Origin of the sequence: Streptomyces tamarix, assembly GCF_032423885.1 — a bacterium.
In the GTDB taxonomy this organism is placed as follows: domain Bacteria; phylum Actinomycetota; class Actinomycetes; order Streptomycetales; family Streptomycetaceae; genus Streptomyces; species Streptomyces tamarix.
In genome coordinates this window covers 1-11,494 of sequence record NZ_JAWCTQ010000058.1, presented here as the reverse complement: position 1 = coordinate 11,494, position 11,494 = coordinate 1, and the positions used below count along the sequence as shown (strand labels likewise).

Here is an 11,494-nt window from a genome sequence, read left to right as displayed (position 1 = left end):
CGCGGTGGGGAACAATCGGCCCGTGACCGTGAAACTCTCCGTCGACGCCGGGTCGTCGACCGCCCCCTACGAACAACTGCGCGCCCAGATCTCCGAGCAGGTCCGCTCCGGCCGCCTCCCGGCCGGCTACAGGCTGCCCACCGTCCGGGGCCTGGCGGAGGAGCTGGGCCTCGCCGCGAACACCGTCGCCAAGGCGTACCGGGCGCTGGAGGCGGACGGCGTGATCGAGACCCGGGGGCGCGCCGGCACGTTCGTCGCGGCGGCCGGCGACGCCGCCGGACGCCACGCCGCCGCGGCGGCCGCCGCCTACGCTCGGGAGGCCCGCCGCCTGGGCCTGACCCAGGCCGAGGCCGGGGCGGCGGTGGCGGACGCCCTGCGCGCCGTGTACGGGGCGTGAGCCGGCGGGGAGCCCCGCGAGGGGCCCCTACGGGTGGATACGGGTGGAGCTGTACGGGCGGAGCCCTACAAGTACAGGCCCGCGCCCGCGTTCCGCGGCTCCGGGAGGGAGGTGGGGCCGGTGCCGCGCCGCAGGGCGTACAGCTCCGCGAGGGTGGCGCCGTCGCGGCCGACGCCCTCCTCCCCGCCCAGCCAGGCGACCGCCTCGGCGCGGGTCAGCGGCCCGACCTCGACGCGGGCCAGGCACCGACCGGGCCGGACGACCGCCGGGTGCAGCCGCTCCAGGTCCTCGTTGGTGGTGACGCCGACGAGGACGTTGCGGCCCTGTCCCAGCAGCCCGTCCGTCAGGTTCAGCAACCGCGACAGGGCCTGCCCCGCCGTGTGCTTGGCCTCGCCGCGGATCAGCTCGTCGCAGTCCTCCAGGAGCAGCAGCCGCCAGCGGCCCTCCGCCGTGCCGTCGTCCTCGCCGATCGCGATGTCCATCAGGTAGCCGGTGTCCCCGAACAGCCGCTCCGGGTCGAGGACGCAGTCCACCTGGCACCAGTCCCGCCACGACCGGGCGAGCGTGCGCAGCGCGGACGTCTTGCCCGTGCCGGGCGGGCCGTGCAGGAGCAGCAGCCGGCCCGCGACGTCGTCGGGCGTGACCTTCATCAGCCGGTCCAGCGCGTCCGCGACGGGCGCCGTGTAGTTGGGCCGCACCTCGTCCCAGGCGCCGGCGGCGATCTGGCGGGTCGTCCGGTGCGGGCCGCGCCGCGGGGACAGGTACCAAAAGCCCATGGTGACGTTGTCGGGGCGCGGTTCGGGCTCGTCCTGGGCGCCGTCCGTCGCCTCGGCCAGGACCCGTTCGGCCAGGGCGTCGTCGACGGCGGTGACCGTGACGTCCGCGCCCCGGTTCCAGCGGGACACGAGCAGCGTCCAGCCCTCGCCCTCCGCGAGGACGGCGCTGCGGTCGTCCGCGCGGGCGGACCGCAGCACCGTCGCTCCCGGCGGGAGCAGCGTCGAGCCCGACTTGACCCGGTCGAGGCTGCGGCTGCGCGAGTGCGGCTGCTCGCCGGTGGCGAAGCGGCCGAGGAACAACGCGTCGACCACGTCGGAAGGGGAGTCGCTGTCGTCGACGGTGAGCCGGATCGGCAGTGCGTCCTGCGGGTTGGCTGACATGCGCCCATGATCCGGCACACCCGTCGTTCCCGCACCGGTTTTCACCCTCCGCCACGCCGCCGTGGCTCCCCGCGGCACAGGTAGAGGCAAAGGAGGGGCGGAGGGGAGGCAGAGGAGGGGCAGGGGAGGGGCGGGGTGGCGCGGGAGAGGGGCGCACGGGTGGGGCCGACTCCACCGGTGCGCGCCGGAGTTGGCGGTGCGGGTGGAGCGCCGTGGGACGCGCACCCCGAAAGAGGGAATGTGCAGGCGATTACCGTCGCGACTATTGGCATGCACACGCCGTCACTGCTACCAAGGGGCAGGCAGTGATCCCGCGACAGGGGGTTCCATGAAAACGTCCCGCGTTGCCGCACTCGCGTCCTCGCTCCTCCTCGGCGCCGCCCTCACCCTCACCGGTGCGGGGGCCGCACAGGCCGACTCCTCGGCCGCCGCCGTCGACTACGTGGCCCTCGGCGACTCCTACTCCTCCGGCGTCGGAGCCGGCGCGTACGACAGCGCCAGCGGCTCCTGCAAGCGCACGCCCCGCGCCTACCCCGCCCTCTGGGCGGCGGCCAACGCCCCCTCGTCGTTCGCGTTCACCGCCTGCTCGGGCGCCCGCACGGCCGATGTGACGGCCGGCCAGCTCGGGCCGCTCAACAGCGGGACGGACCTCGTCTCCCTGACCGTCGGCGGCAACGACGCCGGCTTCGCCGACGTCATGACGACCTGCGTCCTCCAGTCCGAGGCCACCTGCATCCAGCGCGTCAACGAGGCCAAGGCGTTCGTCGACACGACGCTGCCCGGGCGCCTCGACACCGTGTACCGCGCCATCCGCGGCAAGGCCCCGTCCGCCCGGGTCGTCGTCCTCGGCTACCCCCGGTTCTACCAGCTGAACGGCACCTGCGTCGCCGGCCTCACGGAGAACGAGCGGCGCGCCATCAACGGCGCCGCCGACCACCTCAACGCCGCCACCGCCAAGCGCGCCGCCGACCACGGCTTCACCTTCGGCGACGTCGTCCCGACCTTCACCGGCCACGAGATCTGCTCCGGCTCGGCGTGGCTGCACAGCGTCAACTGGCTCAACATCGGCGAGTCGTACCACCCCACGGCCGCGGGCCAGTCGGGCGGCTACCTCCCGGTCCTCAGAAACGCCGCGTAGGCGCGGACGCGTCGCCCGGCCCGGCGGCGGGGCCACGACCGCGCCCCGCCGCCCGCACCTTCCGGACCGCGACCCTCCGCCCCGGTACCCCGCCACGGGCCCGCCACACCACGCCCGCGCGGTTTTCGTCCGGCACGCGGCCGGCAGCGATCCGCCACCGGCCTTTCCCTGCCCGTGCCTTGGCCCGCGAGGCCCCTTCACCGGGACGGCACCGTCCGGCAGGGGGCCGTCCAACTCGCCCCGGAATCGGCCGTATTCGGAGAGTCACCGTCAACCCCCGTATCCACGTGGTGAATCCCGACACCGGGATACACGACTGCGAGGCGGGGACGATAGGGTTAACGTTGGCCCGGGCCGGGTGCCCTTGTACGGGTGGGGAGTGTCATGGAACAGATAGCAATGCGCAGCAGGCCGCGCGTGCCTGCCATCACCTGCGGGAGCGGCGCGACCAGTTCGCGTCTGGACCGCCACCTCGCGGTGCTCGGCGGCCCCGCCGTCCCGCAGCGCGAGACGGCCGAGGCGACCTCCCTCATGCTGGAGCTGACGTCGCGTGACGTCGCGCACCGGGACCGCAGCAAGAGCGCGCGCGTCTCGCTCTTCGCGCCGCTGCGCCGCCTGCGCCGCTCGCTCTTCGGCAACCACGGCTGAGGCGGCCCCGAAGGGGACGAGGTCCGGCCGGTCATCCGCCCGTCGACGCCCACGCGAGACGGCTCCCACCCGGCCGTTCCTCGGCAGGACCGCTCCCCGCCCACCGGTCCTGACCCGCCCCCGGCCGCCCGCCGGTCCCCACCCGCCTCACGCGACCACACCGTCCCGGCGCAGGCGTGCGCACTCCCGCGCGTCCACGCCCAGTTCCCGCAGCACCGCGTCCGTGTGCTCGCCCAGCTCCGGAACGGCACCCATCAACGGCTCCGGCCCGCCCGGCAGGGTGATCGGCGGAAGCAGCGCCCGCAGCGGACCCGCCGGCGAGCCGACCTCGCGCCACCGGTCCCGCGCCGCCAGCTGCGGGTGCGCGGCCACGTCCGCGACCGTGTTCAGCCGCGCGCACGCGATGCCCGCCGCCTCCAGCCGCTCGACCGCCTCCACCGCGTCCAGCGCGCCCAACGCCTCACCGACCACGGCGTCGGTCCGCCCCCGGTTCGCCACCCGCGCCGTGTTCGTCGCGAACGCCGGGTCATCGGCCAACTCGGGCCGTCCCAGCACCCGTTCGGCCAGCCGCCGCCACTCCCGGTCGTTCTGCACCGACAGCAGCACCTGCCCGCCGTCCGCCGTCGCGTAGGCGTCGTACGGGGCGATCACCGCGTGCGCCACCCCCGTGCGCGCCGGAGCCCCGCCGCCGTGCATCCCGTGGTGCAGCGGATGGCCCATCCACTCGGCCAGCGCCTCCAGCATCGACACCTCCACGGGCCCGCCGACCCCCGTGGCCGCCCGCCGCAGCAGCGCCGCCAGCACCCCCGAGAACGCGTACATCGCCGCCGCGATGTCCGCCGCGGGGACACCCGCCTTCACTGGCTGCTCCGGCGTGCCCGTCACCGACACGAGCCCCGCCTCGCACTGCACGAGCATGTCGTACGCCCGCTTGTGCGCGTACGGGCCGCCCGCCCCGTAGCCGGAGACGTCCACCGCCACCAGGCGCGGGTGCGCCGCGCACAGCGTCGCCGCGTCCAGCCCCAGCCGGGCCGCCGCGCCCTGCGCCAGGTTCTGCACGAACACGTCCGCGCGCGCGACGAGCCGGCGTACCAGCGCGAGGCCGCGCGGGTCCTTCAGATCGACGGCCAGGGACTCCTTGCCCCGGTTGCACCACACGAAGTGGGAGGCGAGCCCGCGCGCGGCCGTGTCGTAGCCGCGGGCGAAGTCACCCCCGTCCGGCCGCTCCACCTTGATCACCCGGGCGCCCAGGTCGGCGAGCTGGCGGGTGGCGAACGGCGCCGAGACGGCCTGCTCGACGGCGACGACGGTGACCCCGTCGAGCGGCAGCGGGAGCGGCCGGGACCGCGGGTGGGTGCTCATGGTCACCGTGCCTACCGCGTACCGGCCGCCTTTGTCACCCCCTCCGGCCGCGCGCACCGGCACGCCGGGGCCGGCCCGCGCACCACGCCGTGCCCGGCGGCCCGGGCGCCGCCCGCACCCGGCGCGACGAGGGCCGCCGGCGCCCGCGCGGCGGCCGTCCCACCCGCGCCGACCGTGCCGACCGGCCCGAGGACCCCCTGCGGAGCGCCCCTCCGTCACCGCGGAGCCCGGGCACCCGAAGCCCGGACGCGCGCCGGGCGCGCGGCCCGCCGCGTCCTGGACGGTTTCGGCCGGCCCGCCGGCACCGGCAGGCGACCGCGGCTAGAGCAGCGCGAACTGCCCCTCCGGGCCCTCCTCGCGGTGGTCCAGCACGGAGGCCGGGCGCCGGGCGGCCACCGGGTGCGGGAGCACCCCCGCGGCCCGCAGGCCGGTGCGGGTGAGCGACGGCGCGCCGGACGACCGGAGCCGGTCCGCGAGGGCCGCGCGCTCCGCGTCCAGGGCGCCCAGCAGCGCCAGGACGGTGATCAGCTCCAGCAGTTCGGACGTCCACGCGCGCGGCCAGGCCGCCGGGCGGATCGCCTCCAGGGTGCCCGGCCGCGCGGGCGCCGTCCGCCGCTCGAACCAGAGCGGCAGCACCCGCACACCGCCCACGCGGTACTCCCACGCCTCCGCCGGCACCGGTGCGATGCGTCCCGTCCCCAGGTACAGGACCTCGGCCGCCGCGTCGTACTCCAGCGCCTCCGGGCACGGCGGCGGCGCGGCCCGCACGTAGGGCCGCCGCCCGCCCGGCAGGCGCGGTCGCTCCCCGCCCCGCGCACCGCGCAGTTGGACCCGTGCCATCCGGTGGCCCAGCGCCACACCGGCCGCCCACACGTCCGGGTCGGCGGGCAGCGGCACCCGGCAGCCGGCGGGCGACGGCACCGCCGCCGCGACCGCCCACGCCAGCAGGTCGCCGGCGGCCGGCTCCCGCCCGTACCGCTCCCGCAGCAGCGCCGGCAGACCGGGCGCGACGTTCGGCTCGCGGCCTCCGGGGCGCCGGTACAGGGGGCGGACGCGGCCGGGGCGCCCGGCGGGGGAGCAGCCGTCCGGGAGCGGGGCCGTCACCAGCAGCGCGGGACCCGCGGCCCCCGGCACGTACCCCTGCTCCACCGCGAAGACCTGGTGCGCGTCCGCGACCCGCCACAGCTCCGGCCGCGCCGCGTCGATCAGCCGGTGGTCCGGCAGCAGCCACCGCTCGTCGAACGGCCCGTACGCGATCCGCACCGGCTGCGGGCACGGCCCGTCCTCGCGTACGAAGCGCACGGTCCCGGTCCGCTGCCCCGGCAGCGCGGCCACCGCGCTGTGCGGCGTGCGCGCCCGGCTCGGCAGGAACAGCGCCTCGCGCTCCGCGCCGCCGGCCGCGACCAGCGCGTCCCAACGCGCCCGCAGCGTGCCCGTGTCCGGGGCGGCCACCCACTCCCGGCCCAGCCGCAGCGGCGGCACGGACCACGGCATGAGGTCGTCGAGCAGGGGCACGTCGTCGGGAGGCACGCCGTCGGGAAGCACGTCCGCGTTCACGCGCTGCATGCTAGTGCCGCCCGCACGGGCCGCGGCGGCCCTCAGTCCGCCTCGACCGTGACCGTGAAGGAGAACCGGTCGCCGCGGTAGCGGATGCGGGCCACGTCCACCACACGGCCGTCCTCGTCGTACGTCACGCCCGTGTAGTGGAGGATCGGCGACAGCAGCGGCACGTCCAGCAGCCCCGCCGTCACCGGGTCGGCGAGCCGCGCCTCGACCGTGTCGGTGATCCGGCTGATGCGCACCCCGACCGCGTCCCGCAGCACCTTCGTCATCGGCCAGCGCTCCAGGTCCGCCACGTCGATCCGGTCCGCCAGTTCCGGGCGGACGGCGTTCTCCGCCCAGTTCGTCGGCTCGTCCGTCTCCGCGTCCCGGCGGAGCCGCCGGTACGTGACGACCTCCGTCACGTCCGGGAAGTACTCCGCGAGCTCCCCGGGCACCGGCGCCGTGCCGTGCCCGAGGACCGCGGTCCGCTCGCCGGACTGCTGCGCCACGATCGCGTCGATCGAGCCGAGCAGCCGGCGCGGGGCGCTGCGCCGGGCGCCCGGCTCGATGAAGGTGCCGCGCCGCCGGTGCCTGCTGATCAGGCCCTCCTGCTCCAGCTCCTTGAGCGCTTGACGCATGGTCAGCACGCTCACCCCGTAGTGCGCCGCCAACTGCTCCTCGGTGGGCAGCCGCAGCGACGCGTCCGGGGAGCGCCCCAGTATCGAGGCGCGCAGGGACTGGGACACCTGGTACCAGAGCGGCAGCTTCCGGTTCAGGACCAGGGAGTCGGGGGCGAAGGCGGACACGGCGTCTCCGTACTGCTGCGTGCGGCGTACGACCCTACGACGGCGTACTCACGGGCGGAAGTGGCGCTCAAGACCCTGCCACACGTCGTCGTAGCCCCGCTGCAGGTGGTCGGCGTTCGCCGCCTGGGCGGTGGTCGTCACGGGCCAGCGGGTCTCGAACATGAAGGCCAGGCCGTCGTCGACCTTCTGCGGCCTGAGCTCGGCGGCGCTCGCCCGGTCGAAGGTCTCCCGGTCGGGGCCGTGCGCGGACATCATGTTGTGCAGCGACCCGCCGCCGGGGACGAAGCCCTCCGCCTTCGCGTCGTACGCGCCTTCGACGAGGCCCATGTACTCGCTCATCACGTTGCGGTGGAAGTACGGCGGGCGGAAGGTGTCCTCGCCGACCAGCCAGCGCGGCGCGAACACGACGAAGTCGACGCCCGCGAGGCCGGGGGTGTCGGTCGGCGAGGTGAGCACCGTGAAGATCGACGGATCGGGGTGGTCGTAGCTGATCGTCCCGATGACGTTGAAGGAGCGCAGGTCGTAGACGTACGGGACGTGGTTGCCGTGCCAGGCGACGACGTCCAGCGGGGAGTGGTCGTACGTGGCCCGCCAGAGGTTGCCGCAGTACTTGTTGACGACCTCGACCGGGCCCTCCACGTCCTCGTACGCGGCGACCGGCGCCCGGAAGTCGCGAGGGTTGGCCAGGCCGTTGGCGCCGATCGGGCCGAGGTCGGGCAGTTGGAACGGCTGCCCGTAGTTCTCGCACACGTACCCGCGCGCCGTCGCGTCCAGCAGCTCCACGCGGAAGCGGACGCCGCGCGGCACCAGCGCCACCTCGCCGGGGCGCACGGCGAGCAGGCCCAACTCGGTGCGGAGCAGCAGCCCGCCGCGCTCCGGGACGATCAGCAGCTCACCGTCCGCGTCGCTGAACACCCGCTCCATGGAGGCGTTCGCGTGGTACAGGTGCACGGCCATGCCGGTGCGCTGCGCCACGTCGCCGTTGCCGCCCAGCGTCCACAGGCCGGTCAGCCAGTCCGTGCCGGGAGCGGGCTCCGGGAGGGGGTTCCAGCGCAGCCGGTTCGGGTCCGGGACGGTCTCGGTGAAGGGCGCCGAGCGCAGCGCGCCGTTGTCGACGCGGGCGAACGGCGGGTGCGCCGCCGACGGCCGGACGCGGTAGAGCCACGAGCGGCGGTTGCGGGCCCGCGGCTCGGTGAAGGCGCTGCCGCTCAGCTGCTCCGCGTACAGCCCGAGCGGCGCCCGCTGCGGGGAGTTCCGGCCCAGCGGGAGGGCGCCGGGGACGGCCTCCGAATGGTGCTCGTTGCCGAAGCCGGAGAGGTACTCCAGGCCCTCGGCGGTCTTCCTCGTCTGCTCGTTCGCCTCTGCGGCGCCGCCCATGCTCATCGCGCGCTCCTGCTGCTCATAGAATCCTATGGAAGACCGTAGGATTCCGGGCGGCCCGCGTCAACGGGGCGGGCCGCACGGAGTCCGGGCGCCGGTCCGGTGCGGGCCGTCGTCCGTGTCGGGGCGGGGGCGGGACGGGTCCGCTGCCCGGTGGGTTCCCGTGCGGGGTGGCGGCGCGGCCCCCGGGGTGGTCGCGGCCGCGTGCGGCGCGGGGGACGGCGCCGCTGTGCTCCGCGGCCTCCCGGCGAGGCGGTGTCGGTGGGGGAAGGGGCGCCGGTGGGCCGACCGGGCGAACCGGCGGCGGCGCGCCGCGTGCAATGCGCCGCGGGTCCACGATGTGGCGAATAGTCAGATTATCGGCTGATCCGTACGCATCCTCACGGAGGAATCCCGTCATGACCCCAGCCCGACCACTCCTGCGCACCACCGTCGCCGGAATCGCCCTAGGGAGCATCGCCCTCGTCGGCGTGCCCCTCGCCATCGCCGGTGAGAGCGGCTCGTCCGGCTCCGGCTCGTCCGGTGCTGGCGCCGGCGCTGGCACCGGTGCTGGTGCTGGTGCCGGCGCACCCGGCACACCCGGTGCCGGTACACCTGGCGCTCCCGGCAGCGGGGGCGGTGGCGCTCCCGGCGGCGGGGGCGGTGGCGCTCCCGGCGCTCCCGGCGGTGGCGCTCCTGGCGCGCCCGGGGGCGGTGGCGCTCCTGGTGCTCCTGGTGCCCCTGGCGGTGGGGGCGCTCCCGGCGTCGGTACACCTGGCGCTCCCGGCAGCGGGGGCGGTGGCGCTCCCGGCGTCGGTGCTCCCGGCGCCCCTGGCGGTGGGGGTGCTCCTGGCGGTGGTGCTCCCGGTGCTCCTGGCGGTGGGGGTGCTCCTGGTGGTGGTGCACCGGGTGCACCCGGTGTGCCCGGCGTTCCCGGCGGTGGTGCTCCCGGTGCTCCTGGCGTCGGTGGTGCTCCCGGCAGCGGTGGTGGGGGTGCTCCCGGTGATCCCGGCGGCGGTGGCGGGGGCAGTGGTGCTCCCGGCGGTGGCGGCGGGGGCAGTGGTGCTCCTGGTGGCGGTGGTGGCGGGGGTGGTGCTCCTGGCGGTGGGGGTGGCGGGGGTGGTGCTCCTGGCGGTGGGGGTGGCGGGGGTGGCGCTCCCGGCAGTGGTGGCGGGGGCGGCGGCGCTCCCGGCAGCGGTGGTGGCGGGGGTGGCGCTCCCGGCGGTGGCGGCGGCGCTCCCGGTGGCGGCGGTGGCGCTCCTGGTGCTCCCGGCGGTGGCGCTCCCGGCGGTGGCGCTCCCGGAGCCCCTGGCGCACCGGGAGCTCCTGGCGCACCGGGGGCCCCCGGAGCCCCTGGCGCTCCCGGCGGGCCCGGTGGACCAGGCGGACCCGGTGGACCCGGCGCTCCCGGTGGACCCGGCGGGCCCGGTGGACCTGGTGGACCCGGAACACCGGGGGGTCCCGGTGGACCTGGTGGACCCGGCGGTCCCGGTGGGTCGGCCCCCGGCGCACCGGCACCAGGGGCTCCCGGCGCACCGGCACCAGGCGCACCCGGCGCACCGGCACCAGGCGCACCCGGCGCCCCCGGCGCACCAGGCACCGGCGTGCCCGGGGCGAACGGCGACGTCAAGATCCACAGCGTCGGTACGCCCCCCCTCGACCAGCGCAGCGAATCCCAGGTGTGCCGCTTCTACCTCGCCGCCTTCGACTTCACCGGGTTGCGGCAGGTCAGCTACACCCTCAGCCCGCAGCCGCTGGAGGCCGACTCCCCCACCGCCCAGGGGACGATCGCGATCACCCCGACCGGGACCGGGCAGACCACCGAACTGAAGCTGCCGGACGGCCAGTACCGGCTCTCCTGGTCCTACGCCGGCGCCGGATCCGAAAGGATGAAGGTCTTCCGCGTCGACTGCCCGAACGGGGGAGGCGGGAGCGGCGGCGACGGCAGGGGGCCGCGCGGCGGCGTGGGCGCGGGCGGCGGCGGCATGGCCACCGTGGCGAGCATGGCCGGCAGCGCGCCGACGCTCGGTGCCGGAGCGGCGCTCGCGGCCGGCCTGGCGGGAACCGCCGGACTGATCCTCGTCCGCCGTCGTCGCCGCGCCGATGGCGCCGCGTAGGCCCCGGCGCTCACGGTTCGACCCCCGGCAACTGCGCCTCCTCCGCCTCGCCAGGACGATGGCGGTGATGGCGGTGCTGGTCTCCGGCGGGCTCTGGTGGGTCCAGGACGGCGAGCCGTCCGGACCCGCCCCGACAGTGGTGGCGGCGCCGCGGCAGTCGGGGACCGTGACCGCATCGCCTCCCACCGTCGAGTCGAAGGCCGGGCAGCAGCCCGGGCAGCCGGTCGGCCCCCCGTCGGGCCCACCGGCCGGGGGGGAAGCCGGGCAGCGGCCCGGGCAGGAAGCGGGCCAGCGGTCCGGGCCGGGGCAGGAGGGCGGCCACCAGGTGCGGCCCGAGGTGCCGAAGCCGTCGGTGAAACCGCCCCCCGCCCCTCTCGGCCCCTCGCCCGCCAAGCGGATCGCCGTCCCGGCCATCACCATCGAGGCCTCGGTCGTGAGGATCGGCCTCGACGAGGCGGGGGGCCTGCGCTCTCCGCCCGTCGACCAGCCCCGGCTGGTCGGCTGGTACGAGGGCGGCGTCACACCCGGTGAGAAGGGGACCGCGATCCTGGTCGGCCACCGCGACACCCGCACCGGGCCGGCCATCTTCCTGAACCTCGACTCGCTCAAGCCCGGCAACACCGTCCGGGTCACCCGCCAGGACGGTGTCACCGCCGTGTTCACGGTCGACCGCGTGCGCACCTACGACAAGGCGAAGTTCCCCGACCGGGAGGTGTACGGACCGGCGGAGCGACCCGAACTGCGCCTGCTCACCTGCGGCGGCACCTTCGACCCCCGCCAGGGGTACGCGGCCAACATCGTCGTCTTCGCCCACCTCACCGACGTCATCCCGGCGAACGCCCCCCAGGGGGCGTGACACGGCGGGGCCGCGCCCCAAGGCGCGGGGCCGCCCCGGCGGGTCCGCCCCCCGGAAAACGCCACCCCCCGCGGCCCGCCGGCCCGGAAACAGCCGCCCCGGGGGGGGGCGC

The 11,494-nt window shown here is 76.4% G+C and carries 10 protein-coding genes; 5 read left to right on the top strand and 5 right to left on the bottom strand.

Going from position 1 to position 11,494, the window contains the following annotated elements; genetic code table 11:
• Window positions 1-22 precede the first annotated feature (22 nt).
• The gene (locus RND61_RS29525) at window positions 23-397 is read left to right on the top strand and encodes a GntR family transcriptional regulator (protein ID WP_315881212.1); all 375 of its coding nucleotides are present in this window, start codon (window positions 23-25) and stop codon (window positions 395-397) included.
• 65 nt (window positions 398-462) lie between these two features.
• Here the strand turns inward: RND61_RS29525 and RND61_RS29520 are convergent, their stop codons facing one another.
• Window positions 463-1,554, bottom strand: coding sequence for a DUF5925 domain-containing protein (locus RND61_RS29520; protein WP_315881211.1), 1,092 nt, complete (start codon window positions 1,552-1,554; stop codon window positions 463-465).
• A gap of 328 nt (window positions 1,555-1,882) precedes the next feature.
• Between RND61_RS29520 and RND61_RS29515 the strand changes: the two genes are divergently transcribed.
• Window positions 1,883-2,692 carry an SGNH/GDSL hydrolase family protein gene (locus RND61_RS29515; protein ID WP_315881210.1) on the top strand — a complete coding sequence of 270 codons (810 nt, stop codon included), beginning with the start codon at window positions 1,883-1,885 and terminating at the stop codon, window positions 2,690-2,692.
• Window positions 2,693-3,076: 384 nt separating this feature from the next.
• A complete protein-coding gene (locus RND61_RS29510; RefSeq protein WP_315881209.1) occupies window positions 3,077-3,340 on the top strand; it encodes a hypothetical protein in 264 nt (87 codons plus the stop codon).
• Window positions 3,341-3,487: 147 nt separating this feature from the next.
• Here the strand turns inward: RND61_RS29510 and RND61_RS29505 are convergent, their stop codons facing one another.
• The 4 genes from RND61_RS29505 to hmgA all read right to left on the bottom strand — a co-directional run bounded on the left by RND61_RS29505 (window position 3,488) and on the right by hmgA (window position 8,433).
• Window positions 3,488-4,702, bottom strand: a complete 1,215-nt coding sequence (locus RND61_RS29505) for a CaiB/BaiF CoA transferase family protein (protein WP_315881208.1) — start codon at window positions 4,700-4,702, stop codon at window positions 3,488-3,490.
• A 321-nt stretch (window positions 4,703-5,023) separates the two neighbouring features.
• On the bottom strand, window positions 5,024-6,268 hold the full coding sequence (locus RND61_RS29500) for a type ISP restriction/modification enzyme (protein WP_315881207.1): 1,245 nt from the start codon (window positions 6,266-6,268) through the stop codon (window positions 5,024-5,026).
• Window positions 6,269-6,300: 32 nt separating this feature from the next.
• Window positions 6,301-7,050 carry a GntR family transcriptional regulator gene (locus RND61_RS29495; protein WP_315881206.1) on the bottom strand — a complete coding sequence of 250 codons (750 nt, stop codon included), beginning with the start codon at window positions 7,048-7,050 and terminating at the stop codon, window positions 6,301-6,303.
• Between the two features lie 48 nt (window positions 7,051-7,098).
• Entirely contained in the window at window positions 7,099-8,433 is a 1,335-nt protein-coding gene (gene hmgA / locus RND61_RS29490) for a homogentisate 1,2-dioxygenase (RefSeq protein WP_315881205.1), read from the bottom strand.
• 1,580 nt (window positions 8,434-10,013) lie between these two features.
• Here hmgA and RND61_RS29485 point away from each other — a divergent pair.
• The gene (locus RND61_RS29485; protein ID WP_315881204.1) at window positions 10,014-10,526 is read left to right on the top strand and encodes a hypothetical protein; all 513 of its coding nucleotides are present in this window, start codon (window positions 10,014-10,016) and stop codon (window positions 10,524-10,526) included.
• A gap of 67 nt (window positions 10,527-10,593) precedes the next feature.
• Window positions 10,594-11,382: a class F sortase gene (locus RND61_RS29480; protein WP_315881203.1), complete on the top strand. Its 789-nt coding sequence runs from the start codon at window positions 10,594-10,596 to the stop codon at window positions 11,380-11,382.
• The last annotated feature ends 112 nt before the right edge of the window (window positions 11,383-11,494 follow it).

Bases quoted from the DNA above. Each gene is read 5' to 3' on its own strand.
- RND61_RS29510 (WP_315881209.1), top strand. From the start codon at position 3,077: ATGGAACAGATAGCAATGCGCAGCAGGCCGCGCGTGCCTGCCATCACC.
- RND61_RS29500 (WP_315881207.1), bottom strand. From the start codon at position 6,268: ATGCAGCGCGTGAACGCGGACGTGCTTCCCGACGGCGTGCCTCCCGAC.
- hmgA (WP_315881205.1), bottom strand. From the start codon at position 8,433: ATGAGCATGGGCGGCGCCGCAGAGGCGAACGAGCAGACGAGGAAGACC.
- RND61_RS29505 (WP_315881208.1), bottom strand. From the start codon at position 4,702: ATGAGCACCCACCCGCGGTCCCGGCCGCTCCCGCTGCCGCTCGACGGG.
- RND61_RS29520 (WP_315881211.1), bottom strand. From the start codon at position 1,554: ATGTCAGCCAACCCGCAGGACGCACTGCCGATCCGGCTCACCGTCGAC.
- RND61_RS29480 (WP_315881203.1), top strand. From the start codon at position 10,594: ATGGCGGTGCTGGTCTCCGGCGGGCTCTGGTGGGTCCAGGACGGCGAG.
- RND61_RS29515 (WP_315881210.1), top strand. From the start codon at position 1,883: ATGAAAACGTCCCGCGTTGCCGCACTCGCGTCCTCGCTCCTCCTCGGC.